Raw genomic sequence first — 16416 nt, 5'->3', positions numbered from 1 at the left:
GGGCTACCCGGTGCGACAGTGACAGGGGGGTTGCGATGGCCGAGAAGCGTCTCGACGGGCTGGCACGGCGGCTGGGGCTGCGCACGGATCCGACGATCTTCTTCGTCTCCGCCGCGCTGATGGTCGCGTTCCTGATCCTGCTGCTGGTCTATCCCGCGCAGATCGGTGACGCGTTCGGCAGCAGCAGGGAGTGGATCGTCACCAACCTGGGCTGGTTCTTCATCCTGGGCGTCACGCTCTGGCTGCTGTTCCTCGCGTATGTCGCGCTCAGCAAGTTCGGGCACCTGCGCCTGGGCGACGACGACTCGCGCCCCGCCTACGGGAACGTGTCCTGGTTCGCGATGCTGTTCGCGGGCGGCATCGGCACCGTGCTGATGTTCTACGGCGTCGCCGAGCCGATGTCGCACTTCGCCACCCCGCCGATCAGCGGGGTGGCACCGTTCTCGGCCGAGGCAGCGTCGGACGCCATGTCGGTCTCGCTCTACCACCTGAGCCTGCACACGTGGGCGATCTTCACGCTGCCCGGGCTGGCGTTCGGGTTCTTCGTCTACCGGTACAAGCTGCCGCTGCGGGTCAGCTCGGTGTTCTACCCGTTCCTCAAGGAGCGGATCTACGGGCCGATCGGCAAGACGATCGACATCTTCGCCGTCCTGGGGACGCTGTTCGGGCTGGCGGTCTCGCTCGGTCTCGGGACGTCGCAGATCGGGGCAGGCATCAACGCGCTGATCCCCTCGGTCGACAACGGCATGTGGCTCCAGGTCGGCATCATCACCGTGCTCACCGCCGTCGCCGTGTCGTCCATCGTCGCGGGCCTCGACAAGGGGGTGAAGCGGCTGTCGAACCTCAACATCCTCATGGCCGTCGGCCTCCTGGTGTTCATCCTCGTCTCCGGGGACACGCTGTTCCTGCTGCGGCAGATCCCCCAGTCGATCGGGGTCTACCTCCAGGACTTCGCCGGCCTCGCGTTGTGGAACGACGCGATGGCGCAGTTCACCAAGGAGGGCGGCTGGGGCTGGCAGGGCGGGTGGACGGTCTTCTACTGGGCGTGGACGGTCACCTGGGCGCCGTTCATGGGGGTGTTCCTCGCCAGGATCTCGCACGGCCGGACGATCCGGCAGTTCGTGGTCGGGGTGCTGCTCGCACCGTCGTTGTTCACCGCCGTGTGGTTCGTGGTCTTCGGGTGGTCCGCGATGGAGCTCGACGGGATCGGCGGCTCCGGAGGCCCCCTGTCCGAGGCCGTGGCCGACGACGTGGCGCTCGCCATGTTCGCGTTCTTCGACAACTTCCCGGCCGCCACGCTAATCTCCGGCGTCGCCGTGGTCGTCGTCGCCCTGTTCTTCGCCACGTCGTCCGACTCGGCGTCGCTGGTGGTCGACATGCTCTGTACCGGGGACTCGGACCCGGGACCCGTGCGCCAGCGCGTCTTCTGGGGCGTGAGCGAGGGGGCGCTGGCGGCGTCGCTCATCATCCTGGGCGGGCTCACGGGACGAGACGGGCTCGCCGCCCTCCAGCAGGTGATCACCGTGATCGGGCTCCCCATCTTCGTCCTGGCCGTCATCATGATGTTCAGCCTGATGAAGGGCTTGCACGCCGCACGAGGGGCGGCCGTCGAGGCGCAGTTCGCCGACGTGCTCACCCGGCGCGACGCGGGACGAGGCCGGCCCAAGGTCGCCGGGCAGGGGCGCAGCCGCGACTCCACCGGGGTGCCGGCGCCGGCGACCACGGACGACGCGAGGCCCGACGAGAGCTGAGCACCGTGCCGCCGGGGCGAGCGTTCGGCGCCGGAGCGCCGGGGACGACGCCGCGCGGTGATCGCCGTCGGCGAACCCGGAAATTGAGCCGGGGTGGCTCAAGTTGTACCCCTCAGCACCACCCACCCGAGGAGGACAGCATGACCACCACCCTGACCCGCACCCCGTTCGCCGACGCCTGGCTCCGCGACCTGTGGAGCCCGCGCTTCGCGGCCGAGGCCGCTCACACCACGAGCGCGGCGCCCGCCGCGGACGTGTACCGCGACGGCGAGGACCTCGTCGCCCGCCTCGACCTGCCGGGTGTCGACCCGGCGACGGACGTCACCGTCGAGGTCGAGGGCCGCAAGCTCGTCGTGCGCGGCGAGCGCAAGGACCAGCGTTCCGAGGAGTCGGAGGGCCGCCGCATCTCGGAGGTCCGTTTCGGCTCCTTCCGTCGTGTGGTCGCCCTGCCGAAGGCCGTGGACGGCGACGCCGTCACCGCGTCCTACGACGCGGGCGTCCTGACGGTCACCGTGGCCGGCGTCTTCGCCGGCACCACGCCGCAGCGCATCGAGGTCACCACCGCGGCCTGAGCCCGCTCACGCCTGCCCGACGGCGCCCGGTCATCGCACGATGGCCGGGCGCCGTCGCGCGCGGCGAGGTCTGTCACGTCTGCGTCCGTCGTCCCGTCGGGGTTCCAGAGCCACCGAAGACGAAGGAGAAGACGATGCACACCAAGACCGAGGTCGTCGTGGTCGGCGGCGGGTACGCCGGCGTGACGGCGGCCAACCGCCTGACCAGGCGCGACGACGTGAGCGTGACCCTCATCAACCCGCGCCCGAGCTTCGTCGAGCGGATCCGCCTGCACCAGCGCGTCGCCGGCACGCACGACGCCGTCGTGGACTACCGCGACGTGCTGGCACCCACGGTCACGCTGGTCGTCGACGCCGTGGAGCAGATCGACGCCCCAGGACGCCACGTGATCCTGTCCGACGGCAGCACGACCGGGTACGACTACCTGATCTATGCGGTCGGCAGCGGCAGCGCCGTCCCGGACGTCCCCGGCGCGGCGGAGCACGCCTACCCGATCGCCACGCTGGAAGAGGCGCAGCGGCTCGAGCCCGCGCTCGACGCCGCGGGCGCCGGAGCCGCGGTGACCGTCGTCGGGGCCGGGCCGACCGGTATCGAGACCGCCACGGAGCTGGCGGAGCAGGGCCGGGCGGTGACGCTGGTCTGCGACGAGCTCGGACCGTACCTGCACCAGCGCGGCCGCCGGGTCGTCGCGTCCACGCTGGCCCGGCTCGGTGTCACGGTGGCCAGCGGGCCGGGCGCCGTCGTGACGGCGGTGACTCCCCACGTTGTGCAGCTCGCCGACGGGAGGGAGATCCCCAGCGCGGTGACGATCTGGAGCGCCGGGTTCGGCGTGCCGGACCTTGCCACCCGCAGCGGCCTGTCGACCGACGCCGTCGGGCGCCTCCGCACGGACGAGACGCTGACGAGCGTCGACGACGACCGCATCGTCGCCGCCGGTGACTCGGCCGCGCCGTCGGACCGTCCCTTCCGGATGAGCTGCCAGGCCGCCGGTCAGCTGGGCGGCATGGCCGGCGACACCGTGCTGAGCCGGATCGCGGGCACCGAGCCCGCCGACGTCGCCGTCGCGTTCCTCGGCCAGTGCCTCAGCCTCGGCCGCGGCGCGGGGATGTTCGAGTTCTCCCGGCGGGACGACGCGCCGATCGGCGTCCACCTCGGCGGCCGGGGCGCCGCGTGGCTCGGCGCCGGGCTCAAGGAGCTCGTCTGCTGGAGCACCGTCAAACAGCTGGGCTGGGAGGCCCGCTGGCCCGGGCGGTTCCGCATCCCGGCCTTCGTCGGCGACCCCCGCCGCCGCGCGGCCCTTCGCGAGCGCGAGGTCGCGGCGACGTCCGACGCGGTGCCGGTGGCCTGACTCCCCGTCTCCGCACCGGGTTCCGCCCCTCGCCACCGCTCAATCGGCGAGAGCCTCCCGGAGGATCCGCACCGCCCTCGGTCCGACGCCGTGCAGCGCGAGCAGCTCGGCGTCGGACCGCTGTGCGACGGCCGCGAGCGTCGTGATCCCGGCGCTCTCGAGGGCGCGGGTGGCGGGACGACCGATGGCGGAGGGCAGGTCGCCCCGGTCGTCGGGTGGCTCGACGGTGGTCATGCCGCCATTCTCCGTTGCCGGTCTCGTGACCGCCGATGAGGGCGCCGGTCCGATGTTGTCGTCCTGACGGGTGTCGGACGGGCAGGATTCGCGACGGCTCGCGTGTCACGGATCCGGCTGTGCCGTAGAAGACCGCGCCGGCGGACTCGCGACCGCTGAGACGTCGTCCGTCCGGCAGAACGGACAGGTGCCGAAACGACAACGTGGGACCGGCGTCCCGACGCCGGGTAACGTTCCGAGAATGGTGGAGAGCGGACCCCAGGGGCACCAGCACGCCGGCCGGCCGGACGACGCCGTCCGGCTGTACGACGATGTGCGCGCGGACGAGGCGGACAAGCCCTACCTCCCCGGTATGAGCAGCGCGTGGAAGATGCCCTGGTACGACGTGCTCGGCTGGTGGCACCGCGCCGGCCGCCTGCACCGGCGGACCGTGGAGCTTGCCGGCATCAGCGCCGGCCAGCACGTGCTCGACGTGGGCTGCGGCACCGGCAACCTGTTGCTGACCGTCCTCGACGCGGTGCCGGACGCCGTCGTCACCGGCCTCGACCCCGACGGCGACGCGCTGCTGCACGCGGCGCGCAAGGCTCGACGGCGCGTCCGGCGCCGTCGCCACCCCGGCCAGGTGACCCTGGTGCGGGGCTACGCCGACCGGTTGCCCGCCGCGGACGCGAGCCTCGACCACGTGGTGTCGTCGCTCGCGCTGCACCACGTGCCGATGGCCGAGAAGGAGCGGTTCGCGGCCGAGCTCGTCCGCACGCTGCGCCCCGGCGGGGTGGTCACCATCGTCGACCTCGACGCGCACGGTGACCACGGGCAGGACGGCGCGCACCAGCACGACGGAAAGCACGCAACGCAGCAGCACCACCACCGGCACGAGCACGAGCACGAGCACAAGCACGAGATCGGCCAGAACCAGTACCGCGCGGACAACGCCGAGGCGGGGATCCAGCGGCTCCTCACGGCGGCCGGGCTGGTCGACGCCCACGAGGTGGCCCGTGCGACCTTCATGGACACGCCGGCGATGTGGGTCCAGGCGCGACGCCCCTGAATCCGGCGCGATCCGCGCGCCGTCCCGGGCGCCGTCGAACGCCCTGCTTACGGTACGGCCATGACGTACGCCAACGTGGGCTGGTTGGGCGCTGCGCCCGGCAGGCGCGACGACCTCGTCGCGTTCCTCACCCGGCCGAGCGACGAGCTGGTGGGCGCCGGCTGCCTGCTCTACGAGGTCGGCACCAGCGACGAGCACCCGGACCGGGTGTTCGTCGTCGAGCTGTGGACCTCCGCCGAGGCGCACCGCGCGTCGCTCGAGCTGCCCAGCGTGCAGGCATCGATCTCCGACGCGCGGCCGCTTCTCTCCGGGGAGTTCGGCGGCGACCGGTTCACCGTGGTCGGATCACCTCTGCGGGCCTGAGGGTCAGCTCCCTGCCGACCCGCCGCCGGCTGGCTCAGGGCGTCAGCACCCGCGCGGCGAGCTGCGCCCTGACGCTCAGCTCGGCCGCCTTGAACGCGTGCTCCTGCGTCATCGCGTTCTCGGTGCGCTCCAGGCAGTCGAGCAGGAGCGCGCCGAAGTACGGGAAGCCGACCTCGCCGTCGGCCCGCAGGTGGTGCTCACCGGAGCCGTCGACGAGGAACACGTGCCCGCCGCCGTCACCGGTGGCGATGTTCGCGTACTTGCGCAGCTCGAGGTAGCCGTCCGTGCCGAGGACGAACGTGCGCCCGTCCCCCCAGGTGCTCAGGCCGTCGGGCGTGAACCAGTCGACGCGGCAGTACCCGGTGGCGCCGTTGTCCATGACGATGCCGGCCTCGCCGAAGTCGTCCAGCCCGGGGTGCTCCGGGTGGTGGTAGTTCGCGACGGCGGCGTGGCTGACCTCGGCGTCCTTCGCTCCCGCGTAGTGCAGCATCTGCTCGAAGTTGTGGCTGCCGATGTCGCAGAGGATGCCGCCGTACCGCTCCTTGTCGAAGAACCAGTCGGGGCGTCCGGTGCCCAGGCGGTGCGGGCCGAGGCCCATCACCTGCAGCACCCGGCCGATCGCGCCCCGGTCGATGAGCTGGCCCGCCAGCACGGCCGCCTCGACGTGGATGCGCTCGGAGTAGTAGACGGCGTACTTGCGCCCCGTGCGGGCGGTCGCCTCGCGGGCCGCGGCGAGCTGCTCGAGCGTCGTCAGCGGCGCCTTGTCCGTGAAGTAGTCCTTGCCCGCGTCCATGACGCGCAGCCCGAGCGCGCACCGCTCGGACGTCACGGCGGCGCTCGCGACCAGGCGGACCTCGTCGTCGTCGAGCAGCTCGTCCTCGCTGCGCGCGACCCGGACGTCGGGGAACCTGGCCCGCATCGCGTCCACCTTGGCCGGGTCGGGGTCGTACACCCACGTCAGCGTGCCGCCCGCGGCGGCCAGCCCTTCGCACATGCCGTAGACGTGCCCGTGGTCCAGGCGCGCGGCCGCGAAGGCGAACTCCCCCGGCTCGACCACCGGCGCGGGCACCGGTTCCGGCGCGTACAGGTCCCCGCTCGCGCCGCTCATGCCTTCGCCCCCACCATGATCTCGCCCGGCAGCGCGTCGACGGACGCCGTCTTGGCGAAGTACCGCGGCGCCCGCTCCTCCAGGGTGCCGGCGCGGTAGTACGGGTCGTCGGGCGCGAGCGGCAGGTCGACGGTGCGGCGCTCGATCCCGGCCTCGTAGATCGCGGTGACGAGCTCGACCGCCCGGCGCCCGTCCGCGCCGTCCACGGCGGGCCGCCGGCGGTCTCGCACGGCGGCGAGCATGTCGGCCACCTGCCCGGCGTGCCCCGTGTGCTCGAGCGGGCGGTGCGCCGCCGCCACGGCCTCGATCGCGGTGACCCGGTCGGCGTCACCGTCCGGCTCCGGGAACCCGTTCGGGCCCGCGACCTCCGCCACGACCCGCCACGGCTGGGACACCCGCGCATGCCGCCCCTGCACGACGATCGCCTGCTCCTCGCCGTGGTGCACCACGGAGCTGGTGACCTCCGCGAGCCCCCGGTCGTACTGCAGCACGGCGACGGACAGGTCCTCCACCTCGGCGTTCTCGTGCGCGGCGTTGGTGAGCACCGACGTCACGGCACGGGGGGCACCGAGCATCCACAGGGTGAGGTCCAGGTGGTGGATGGCGTGGTTGAGGGTGCACCCACCCCCCTCGCGCTCCCAGGTGCCGCGCCACCACAGGTCGTAGTACTCGGTGCCGCGCCACCACGACGAGCTGACCTGCGTGTGCGACACGGGGCCCAAGAGCCCGGAGTCGAGGACGGCCTTGAGGGTGGCCATGTCGTCGCGGAAGCGGTTCTGCGCGACGACGGACAGCAGCCGCCCGGTCGCTCGCGCCGCCTCGATCATCGCGTCGCACTCCTCGAGGGAGGGCGCCATCGGCTTCTCGACCAGCACGTCGACGCCGGCCCGCAGCACCGCGACGGACAGCGCCGCGTGGGTGGACGGCGGCGTGGCGACGCTGACGAGGTCGAGGCGCTCGGCGGCGAGCATCTGCGCGACGTCGGTATAGACGCGGGCCCCGTCGAGGCCGAGCTCGGCGCGCAGCGCCTCGGCCTTCCCCGGTGCGGGGTCGCAGAGCGCAAGCACCTCGCACTCCTCGGCGAACCGCTGGTAGGCGTCGACGTGCGCGCGGGCGATCCCGCCGGTGCCGACGATCCCGATGCTGAGCATGGTGTGTTCCTCCGCTGGAACCCGAATGATACGTATCATGTGAGGACCATCAGCCTGGCGGGGAGCCGGGACCGTGTCAATCCCAGTCCGCAGGGAGCCCATACTGTGGCCGTGCCGAACCCACCCACCAGCCGCGACGTCGCGCGCCTCGCCGGGGTGTCGCAGGCGACGGTCTCGTACGCGCTCACCGGGCGCGGCACCATCTCCGCCACGACGCGCGAGCGGGTGCTGCAGGTCGCCGCGTCGATCGGCTACCGCCCCAACCTCGCCGCCCGCTCGATGCGCACCCGCCGCACCGGCCAGCTCGCCGTCGTCACCGGCACGGTGCTCGACCACCAGCTCCGCGTGCTCACCGGAGCGGGCGAGGTGGCCGAGGCCGCCGGCTACGCCGTGCGGACGCACAGCATCGACGGCACCGTCGAGCACCGCACCGACCGCGTCCGCGAGCTCGCCGCGAGCCGCCAGTACGAGGGGATCCTCACGCTGGTCCCCGTGGGGGCCGACGCGCTGACCGACCGAGCGGCGACAGGCGAGCGCGACGGCGGGACACCCGTCGTCGCCGAGGCGACGTTCGACGAGCAGATGCGCAGCCTCGGCGACCTCGCCGACGCGACCGCCGTCCGAGAGCTCGTGGATGCCCTGGCCGCCGCCGGGTTCCGACGGTTCGCCCACGTCGCGGGCCCCGCGCAGTACGCCTCCGCGCGCGCCCGCCGCGACGTCTACCTCGCGTCGGTGGAGCGGCTCGCCGGGGCGGGCGTCACGTCGCTCGGCGTGCTCGGCGGCGAGTGGTCGGCGGAGTCCGGCCGGCTCGCCGCCCACGCCCTGCCCGACGACGCCCCACCGGTCGCGGTGATCGCGGCCAACGACACCGTCGCCGCGGGCGTGCTGCGCGGGGTGGGCGAGCGGGGCTGGACCGCGCCCGGCGACGTCGCCGTCACGGGCTGGGACGACGTCGAGATCGGCGCCCACCTCACGCCGTCGCTCACCACCGTCGCCGTGGACTTCACCGAGGCCGGACGCCGGGCGATGCACCGGCTGCTGGCCGTGCTCCGCGGCGAACCGCGCCCCACGACGGACGGGCCGATCCACCGCGTCGTCTGGCGGGAGTCCACCGGAGGCGGGCGGGACGCGGGTCAGCGGGTGCGGTCGGCGTAGTACGCCGCCAGCCGCTCCATGCCCTCGTCGATGCTCACCGCGGGCGTCCAGCCCAGGTCGGCCCGGGTCGCGCGCTGGTCGAACCAGTGCGCGGTGGAGAGCTGCTCGGCGAGGAACCGCGTCATCGGCGGCTCGTCGGTGCCCGGGCGCACGCGCCACACGGCCTCGACGACGCTCCCGGCCGCGCGCGCGAGCCCCGCGGGGACCCGCCACGCCGGCGCCGGCACCCCGGCCGCGCCGCAGATGCCGGCCATCAGGTCGGCCACCGTGCGCGGCTCGCCGTTCGTCAGCACGTACGCACGCCCCCGCACGACGTCGGGGGCGTCGCGCAGGCGGTCGAGCGCGGCGACGATGCCGTCGGCGGCGTTGTCCACATACGTGGAGTCGACGAGCGCGGCACCGTGCCCCAGCAACGGGAGGCGCCCGCGGGCGGCGCGGTCGACCACCCGCTCGACGAGCTGCGTGTCCCCCGGTCCCCACACGAGATGCGGCCGGACGGCGACGACGTCCGTCCCCGCGGACCCGTCGTCGGCGGCGAGGGCGAGCAGCTCGGCGAGCCCCTTGGTGCGCGCGTAGTCGCCGTGCGCGCGGGTCGGGTCCGCGGGCTCGGCGCCCACGCCCACCAGCGACGACCCGGCGTGCGCGACCGACGGCGAGGACACCTGCACGAACCGCGGCACCCCCGCGTGCCGCGCGGCGTCGAGCACCGTCGAGGTGCCGCCCACGTTCACCGCGTCGAAGTCGGCCGGGTCACCCGCCAGCGACACCTTGGCGGCGAGGTGCACCACGCCGTCCACGCCCTCGACGGCGCGCGCGACCACGTCCGGGTCGGTGACCGACCCCGCGACGTCGACCGCCCCCGCGACGCCCGACGGCCTGCGCTGGAGGGTGCGCACCTGCTCGCCGCGGTCCACGAGCACGCGGGCGACGACGCTGCCGAGCAGCCCCGACGCGCCGGTGACCAGCACCGTCACGGCGCTCCCACCCGGCCTCCGGTGAGGATGCCGTCCGCCCAGGCGGCCAGCCGCGCGCGGTCGATCTTGGAGTTGTGCCGCACGTCGGTGGGCATCCGCGGCGCCACGAGGACCGCCACGAGGGGCACCGGGCACGCCCCGCGGACCGCCGCGGCGAGCCGGGCGGGGGCGAGGCCCGGTCGGCGCGTGGCGGGCAGCGTCTCCACGACGGCGACGGCGTGCTGCACCCCGGCCGGCCCGACGCCGACGACGGCCGCGCGCCGCACCTGCGCCACCCGTTCGGCGTGCTGCTCCGGCCCGACGGGCGCGAGCGGGCCGTCCGCCGTCGTGAGCACGTGCGCGAGCCGGCCCTCGATCCACAGGCGACCGGCGTCGTCGAGGTGCCCGACGTCGCCCGTGCGGTGCCAGCGGCCGGGCGGGGTGTCGCGCTCGGCGGCGCGGTCGGTGAGCCAGAGCCGGTCGTAGCGCTGCTTGAGGTGCGGGGCGCGCACCAGCACCTCGCCGAGCACGCCGGGTGCGCGCCCGGGCTCCCCCGTCGCGGCGCCGCCGGCGTCGAGCGCGCTCACCAGCACCTCGACGCCGGGAAGGGGGACGCCCACGCACACGCCGTCGTCCGGCTCCGCGGCGGCGTCGCGGACCCCGTCACCGGTGATGTCGGTGACGAGCAGGCACTCCGTCATCCCGTACGGGGTGTGCGCGGTGGCTCGGGGCATGAGGCGGGCGGCGGCGGCGAGCAGGTCCGCACCGATGGGGGCGCCCGTGGACAGGAACGTCCGCACCCGGGCGAGTGCGTCACGGTCGGCGGCGTCGAGCTCGCCCGCCGTGTCCACGACGTTGAGGATCGCCGCGGGCGAGAGGAAGACCATGTCGCCGTCGGCGGCGCGCACGGCGTCCGCCACGGCCCGGGCCGTGAGCGTGCGCGGCCGGGACACGTCCATGACGGGGGTCACGGAGCGGGTGCCCAGCGCCGGGCCGAGCAGCGCGAACGGCGCGAACCCCGTGACCAGGCCCGTGCCGGCACCGACGTCGAGGTGCGCGGCGAGCACGTCGCGCAGCGCGGAGAGCTGGGCGTGGGTGTACACGACGCCCTTCGCAGGGCCGGTCGACCCCGACGTGAACAGCACGGCGGCCTCGTCGAGCGGGCCGGGCTCCGGCGGCAGGTCCGTGCCCTGGCCCGCGCGGGCGACGTCGACCAGCTCGTGCTCGACGCCGAGCGCCCGTCGCACGGCCGGGGACAACGCGTCGGCGGAGATCCGCACGCCCGGCCAGCCGAGCGTCCGCGCGGCCGCGAGGCCCTTGCGCTGCGCGACGACGAACTGCGGCCACGCGCCCCGCTGCGCGCGCGTCATCCCGCGCACGCCGAGCCCGGCGTCGGCCACGACGACGACGGCGCCGATCCGCAGGCACGCGTACACGAGCGCGGTGAGGGTGGGGCCCGGCTCCACCAGCAACGACACGCGGTCGCCGCGCCGCACGCCGATGGCGTGCAGCCCCGCGGCGACGCGCAGCACCTGGCGGTGCAGCGCCCGCCACGTCACCGAGCGCGCGACGCTGCCCTCGGCCGCCGAGAGGTCCAGGACGGCGGGAGCCGCGTCCGCGGCCCTCGCGTCCAGCGCCGCCCAGAGCGGCACGAACGGGGGCTGCGGCCCGGCGGACGGCCCGGCCGACGGCCCGGCTGGACCGGACGGCTCGACGGTCGTGCGCAACCACCCGGTGACGGGCCCCACCCAGTCGGCGTCCTCCGCGACGAGGTGCCCGGCGTCGGCGAACCGGTGCACGTGCGCGTGCGGCAGGCGGTGCACGAGGTCGTCGAGGTACCGGTCGGAGAAGATCGGGTCGTGCGGACCCCAGAGCATCAGCGCGGGCACCTTCAGGGCGGCGACGCCGGCCGCGATGCGGTCCAGCTCGGGCCGGCTCGGGTGCTCGCGGCCGGCGGGGATGTCGGCGACGAACCCCTCGATCCCGGCCCGCTCGTCCGCGCGGCGGTACGGCAGCCGGTAGGCGTCGGCCACGTGCGCCGGCAGCGCCGGGCGGGCCAGCGCCAGCGTCGTCTCGAGGAACGCGCGCGTGCTGCGGGTACCGAGCGGCAGCACCGGACCCGCGAGCGCGAGCCGCAGCGGTGCGGGCAGCGGCACGTCGTCGGGCTGGTGGACCGCCGTGTTGAGCAGCGCGACCCCGGCGAGCCGGTCGGGGTGGTCCACCGCCCAGCCCAGCGAGACGACGCCGCCCCAGTCGTGCCCGAGCGTCACGACCGGGCCGGTCAGGCCCAGCGCGTCGGTGAACGCGGCGAGGTCCGCGACGCGTTCCGGCAGCGTGCGGTACCGGTCCGCCGGGTCGGCCGCGCGCTGGGACAGGCCCATCTCGAGCTGGTCGACGGCGACGACGCGCCAGCCGGCCTCGGCGCCCGCGGCGACGAGCCGGCGCCACAGGTACGACCACGTCGGGTTGCCGTGCACCGCCAGGACGGTGCCCTCCAGGGCCTCGTCGGCGGCGTCGGCGAGGTCGGGCAGGTTGTCCAGGTAGTGCCACTGCGCGCCGCACGCGTCGGTCAGCACACGGCTGTACCGGACCTCGAGGCCGGGCAGACCCGGCGGGACGGTGTCGGCGGCCCGCGCACCTGCTCGCGCAGTCACCAGGCGAGCTCCAGCATCGCCGTGTTGATGCCCGAGCCGACGCCCATGAGCAGCACCCGGTCACCCGCGGCCAGGGAGTCCTGCTCCTCGACGAGGGTGATCGGCACGGACGCCGGTCCGACGTTGCCCAGGCGCGGGTACGTGGTGGGCACCTTGGAGCGGTCGAGGCCGACCGCCTCGACGATGGCGTTCGTGTGCACGCGCGACACCTGGTGGGTGACGTACCGGTCCATCGAGTCCCAGCTCCAGTCCGCGGTGGCGTCCTTCCAGGCGTCGACGACGAGCTCGAGGCCGCCGTCGAGCAGCGCCTTCGCGTCGGTGAACATGCCGTCGGCGCTGCCCACGCACAGGTCGTGGAACCGGGTGGCGGCACGCGTGACGCCGCCGAGCACGCGGTGCCCCTGCGGGTGCTCGTCCGCGCGGCCGAGCACGGCGGCGGCGGACCCGGAGCCGAGGGTCAGCGTGGCGAACTCCTGCATGAAGTCCTCGCGGCCCACGCCGTCGCGCAGCAGGCGCTCGACGGTGCGGTCCTGGATGTCGTCGGCGTCCTCGCCGTCGACGACGACCGCGTAGCGGATCTGCCCGGACTCGATCATCGTGGCGGCCAGGCTCATGCCGTTGATGAAGCCGAGGCAGGCGTTCGCGACGTCGAAGTTCACCGCCGACGACGGCAGCCCGAGCCCGTGGTGCAGGCGCACGGCGACCGACGGCTCCAGGTGCTTGCGCGTCACCGAGGTGTTGATGAGCAGGCCCACGTCGCTCGGGTCGACCCCTGCCTCGCGCAACGCGTCGTGGCCGGCGGCGACGGTCGCCGTGTCGGAGTCCTCGCCGGGACCCCAGGCGCGGCGCTCGGACACGCCCGCCACGCGTTCCAGCAGCGTCCGGGGCAGCTTGAGCCGGCGCAGCGACGGGGCGAGGCGCGCCTGGACGTCGGCCGACGTCCGGACCCCTGAGGGCAGCCGGCGCGTGACCGACAGCAATGCGACATTGCTGAACCTGGTGGTGGCGTTCCCGGTCACTCGAGCTCCAGACGGCCGGGCGGAGGGCACCCGGCGGCGACGACGACATGGCCGGGGCCACGGTCTCGGGCCCCGCACGGGTGACGAGCACGCCGCCAATCCGCACCTCCGAGGGTAAGACGCGCGGCGCGACGGCGCGGTTCCACGCCGCCCTGTGGGCTCGGCCACGCCCGGATTCGGGGGATGACCCCCGGGCGGCGACCATCGCCGGACCGGGTCACGATGGATGGACGGCACCGCTCGAGCGGCGCCGTCCGACCGACGAGGAGCAGAGATGACGACCTCCGTGGCTCGAATCACCACCATCACGGCCCGCTCGGACAGCAGCTTCGAGGACGCGACGCAGGCGGGCATCGCCCGCGCCGCCTCGACGCTGCGCAACGTGCAGGGGGCGTGGGTCAAGGAGCAGAAGATCGACGTGCGGGACGGCGTGGCGTCGTCGTACCAGGTGACGCTGGAGATCACCTTCGTCCTCGACGACTGAGACCGGGGGCGCCCCGCCCTACGAGCGCGGGGCACGGGCGCGGCGTGGGCGCGGCGTGGGCGCGGCGTGGGCGCGGCGTGGGCAAGGCGCCGGGCGGGCCTACGCTGGGCGCCGTGACCGTGCCTGAGCTCCCGCCGTTCGCCTCCGACAACTACGCGCCCGCCCACCCGGACGTGCTCGCGGCGGTCGCCGCGGCGAACGACGGGTACGCCGTCGCCTACGGGGACGACCCTGTCACGGCGCGGCTGGACGCCCGCGTCCGCGAGGTGTTCGGCGCGGGGGCGCTCGCGTTCCCGCTGCTCAACGGCACGGGGGCGAACGTCGTGTCGCTCACGGCGCTCGCTCCGCGCTGGGGCGGTGTCGTGGCGTCCGACGTCGCGCACGCGAACACCGACGAGAACGGCGCGCCCGAGCGGGTGGGCGGCCTCAAGCTGCTCGCCTGCCCGTCGGTGGACGGCCGGATCACGCCCGACGACGTCGCCCGGTGGGCACCGCAGCGCGACGACGTGCACCGCGCCCACCCGGCCGTGCTGTCCCTGACGCAGTCCACGGAGCTCGGCACCGTGTACACCGTCGAGGACCTGCGCGCGCTGGTGCACGTGGCGCACGACCTGGGCATGGCGGTGCACGTCGACGGGTCGCGGCTGGCGAACGCCGCCGCGGCGCTCGGCTGCTCGCTGCGTGCGCTGACCACGGACCTCGGGGTGGACGTCGTCTCCCTGGGTGCCGCGAAGAACGGCGGCATGCTGGGCGAGGCGGTCCTGGTGCTGGGGCCGGACGACGCCCCGCACGACGCGTCCGCGCGGGCGCGGGAGTCGGCCGCGGCGGCCGTGCCGTTCCTGCGCAAGGCCCAGATGCAGCTCGCGTCGAAGATGAGGTTCGTGTCCGCGCAGCTCCTGGCGCTGCTCGGCGAGCCGGGCGCCCCGACGGCGGCCGCACCCGGCCGCGGACCGGAGAGCGACGCTCCCCTGTGGTGGCGCAATGCCGCGCACGCGAACGCCATGGCCGCCCGGCTGGGTGCCGGCCTGGCGCGGCTGGGCGGGGCCGACGACCCGGACGGCGCGCCGTCGGGCGTCCGCGTGACCCGCCCGACGGAGGCGAACGCCGTCTTCGCGACCATGCCGCGCGTCGTCGCCGACCGGCTGCGCGAGCGCTCGCGCTTCTACGACTGGGCCGGTGGCGAGGACTCCGGCCGGGTCGAGGTGCGGCTCATGTGCGCGTGGAGCACCACGCCCGACGACGTCGACGCGTTCGTCGCGGCCGCGGCTGACGCCCTCGCCTGAGGGTCGGGCCCGACGCCGGATCTCGGCGGCGGATAGTCCTCGAGGTCGCGCAGGCGCCGGATCTCGCTCAGCCCCACGATCGCGGGCCCGGCCAGCAGCACGAACGCCGACCCCAGCAGCACCTCCCGGCTGCCGAACCGCGCTGCCAGCACCCCTGCCACCAGCGAGCCCAGCGGGATCATGCTCCACGACACGAACCGCACGGTGGCCATGACGCGGGAGAGCAGCTGCGGCGGGCTCGCCACCTGCCGGTACGTGCGGGTCACGACGCTCCCCGGCACCACGGACGCGCCGAACACGAGCGTGCCGACGGCGAAGCAGAGCCAGCCGACGCCTCCTGCACCGAGCGGGATGAGCAGCGCGCCGGCGAACCCGACCAGCCCGTCGAACAGGAGCACCCGTGCGGACCCGAACCGGCGCACGAGCCACGGCGTGGCGGCCGCCGCGAGCAGCGAGCCCACGCCGTCGGCGGCCAGCAGCACGCCCACCATGGCGGGCGGCGCGTCGAGGTCGCGCACCAGGTACACGGCGAACAGTCCGGCCTGCACCCCGCACACGAGGTTGACGGTGCACGCCCACCAGGTGGCGGGTGCCATCACCGGGTGGCGCACCACGAACCGCCAGCCCTCGGCGATCATCGCGCCCATCGGTGGGCGCGCCTCGCCGTCGGCGGGGGCCGGCTCGCGCCGCTCCGGCAGTCGGCGCAGCAGCAGCGCGGACGCGAGGTAGGAGGCGGCGTCGACCAGCAGCGCCGGCACCGCGCCCACCACCTGGACGAGCAGTCCCGCTGCGGACGGGCCGCCGAGCTGGGTGGCCGCATGAGTACCCGAGACGAGGCTGTTGCGGCCGGTCAGCTCGTGCTGCGGTACCACCGTGGGCAGGAACGTCGTGTTGGCGGTGAAGAAGAACACCTCGGCCACGTTGACCGCGAGGGCGGCCAGCACCAGGTGCACCAGGTGCAGCTCCCCCAGCCACCAGACCAGCGGGACGGCGAGCATCACCACCGCCCGCACCAGGTCGGCCACCACCTGGGTGGCGCGCAGGGGCAGCCGGTGCACGATCGCACCGGCGGGGAGGCCGAGCACCACCCAGGCGAGGTACGACGACGCGGCCAGCAGACCCGTCTCGACCGGACCGGCGTCGAGCACGGTCACCGCCGTCAGGGGCAGCGCGACCGTCGTGACGGCGGTCCCGACGCCGCTCGCGGTGCTCGCTGCCCAATAGGTCCAGAACGGCCGTGCGCTGGGGGCCACCGGCCACCTCCTCGATCAGGGTTCGGTCCTGACGGCGGG

The 16416-nt window shown here is 74.7% G+C and carries 14 protein-coding genes and 1 pseudogene; 8 read left to right on the top strand and 7 right to left on the bottom strand.

The window, feature by feature from the left end; genetic code table 11:
* Nucleotides 1–35: 35 nt before the first annotated feature.
* From LEP48_RS00450 to LEP48_RS00440, 3 genes are all read left to right on the top strand, one after another.
* The gene (locus tag LEP48_RS00450; protein WP_225563544.1) at nt 36–1751 is read left to right on the top strand and encodes a BCCT family transporter; all 1716 of its coding nucleotides are present in this window, start codon (nt 36–38) and stop codon (nt 1749–1751) included.
* A gap of 140 nt (nt 1752–1891) precedes the next feature.
* Complete coding sequence (locus LEP48_RS00445) at nt 1892–2323, top strand: Hsp20/alpha crystallin family protein (RefSeq protein WP_225563543.1); 432 nt, start codon at nt 1892–1894, stop codon at nt 2321–2323.
* A gap of 134 nt (nt 2324–2457) precedes the next feature.
* On the top strand, nt 2458–3672 hold the full coding sequence (locus LEP48_RS00440; RefSeq protein ID WP_225563542.1) for an NAD(P)/FAD-dependent oxidoreductase: 1215 nt from the start codon (nt 2458–2460) through the stop codon (nt 3670–3672).
* Nucleotides 3673–3711: 39 nt separating this feature from the next.
* Here LEP48_RS00440 and LEP48_RS00435 read toward each other — a convergent pair whose 3' ends face one another.
* Nucleotides 3712–3906 carry a helix-hairpin-helix domain-containing protein gene (locus LEP48_RS00435; RefSeq protein ID WP_225563541.1) on the bottom strand — a complete coding sequence of 65 codons (195 nt, stop codon included), beginning with the start codon at nt 3904–3906 and terminating at the stop codon, nt 3712–3714.
* A gap of 241 nt (nt 3907–4147) precedes the next feature.
* Between LEP48_RS00435 and LEP48_RS00430 the strand changes: the two genes are divergently transcribed.
* Complete coding sequence (locus LEP48_RS00430; protein WP_225563540.1) at nt 4148–4954, top strand: class I SAM-dependent methyltransferase; 807 nt, start codon at nt 4148–4150, stop codon at nt 4952–4954.
* A 60-nt stretch (nt 4955–5014) separates the two neighbouring features.
* Entirely contained in the window at nt 5015–5317 is a 303-nt protein-coding gene (locus LEP48_RS00425; protein WP_225563539.1) for a putative quinol monooxygenase, read from the top strand.
* 34 nt (nt 5318–5351) lie between these two features.
* On the opposite strand, the gene LEP48_RS00420 is transcribed toward LEP48_RS00425, so the two are convergent.
* A complete protein-coding gene (locus tag LEP48_RS00420) occupies nt 5352–6425 on the bottom strand; it encodes a Gfo/Idh/MocA family protein (RefSeq protein WP_225563538.1) in 1074 nt (357 codons plus the stop codon).
* A complete protein-coding gene (locus LEP48_RS00415; protein ID WP_225563537.1) occupies nt 6422–7576 on the bottom strand; it encodes a Gfo/Idh/MocA family protein in 1155 nt (384 codons plus the stop codon). Before LEP48_RS00415 ends, LEP48_RS00420 begins: the two co-directional genes overlap by 4 nt.
* Nucleotides 7577–7687: 111 nt before the next feature.
* On the opposite strand from LEP48_RS00415, the gene LEP48_RS00410 reads away from it, so the two are divergent.
* Nucleotides 7688–8731 carry a LacI family DNA-binding transcriptional regulator gene (locus LEP48_RS00410; protein WP_225563536.1) on the top strand — a complete coding sequence of 348 codons (1044 nt, stop codon included), beginning with the start codon at nt 7688–7690 and terminating at the stop codon, nt 8729–8731.
* On the opposite strand, the gene LEP48_RS00405 is transcribed toward LEP48_RS00410, so the two are convergent.
* From LEP48_RS00405 to LEP48_RS00395, 3 genes are read right to left on the bottom strand one after another with little or no spacing between them, the layout of a single operon-like run.
* A complete protein-coding gene (locus tag LEP48_RS00405) occupies nt 8710–9705 on the bottom strand; it encodes an NAD-dependent epimerase/dehydratase family protein (protein WP_225563535.1) in 996 nt (331 codons plus the stop codon). The genes LEP48_RS00410 and LEP48_RS00405 overlap by 22 nt on opposite strands.
* Entirely contained in the window at nt 9702–12341 is a 2640-nt protein-coding gene (locus LEP48_RS00400) for an alpha/beta fold hydrolase (RefSeq protein ID WP_255640494.1), read from the bottom strand. The genes LEP48_RS00405 and LEP48_RS00400 overlap by 4 nt, the downstream gene beginning before the upstream one ends.
* Nucleotides 12335–13357, bottom strand: a complete 1023-nt coding sequence (locus tag LEP48_RS00395; protein WP_225563533.1) for a 3-oxoacyl-ACP synthase III — start codon at nt 13355–13357, stop codon at nt 12335–12337. Before LEP48_RS00395 ends, LEP48_RS00400 begins: the two co-directional genes overlap by 7 nt.
* A 274-nt stretch (nt 13358–13631) precedes the next feature.
* On the opposite strand from LEP48_RS00395, the gene LEP48_RS00390 reads away from it, so the two are divergent.
* Nucleotides 13632–13841, top strand: a complete 210-nt coding sequence (locus LEP48_RS00390) for a dodecin family protein (protein ID WP_225563532.1) — start codon at nt 13632–13634, stop codon at nt 13839–13841.
* 104 nt (nt 13842–13945) lie between these two features.
* Nucleotides 13946–15124, top strand: a complete 1179-nt coding sequence (locus LEP48_RS00385) for a threonine aldolase family protein (RefSeq protein ID WP_255640492.1) — start codon at nt 13946–13948, stop codon at nt 15122–15124.
* A 56-nt stretch (nt 15125–15180) separates the two neighbouring features.
* Here LEP48_RS00385 and LEP48_RS00380 read toward each other — a convergent pair.
* Nucleotides 15181–16377: pseudogene (locus tag LEP48_RS00380) on the bottom strand (MFS transporter); the annotation flags it as partial.
* Nucleotides 16378–16416 lie beyond the last annotated feature (39 nt).

This window comes from Isoptericola luteus, assembly GCF_020297055.1.
Classification (GTDB): domain Bacteria; phylum Actinomycetota; class Actinomycetes; order Actinomycetales; family Cellulomonadaceae; genus Isoptericola; species Isoptericola luteus.
This window is presented reverse-complemented; position numbering and strand designations above follow the sequence as displayed.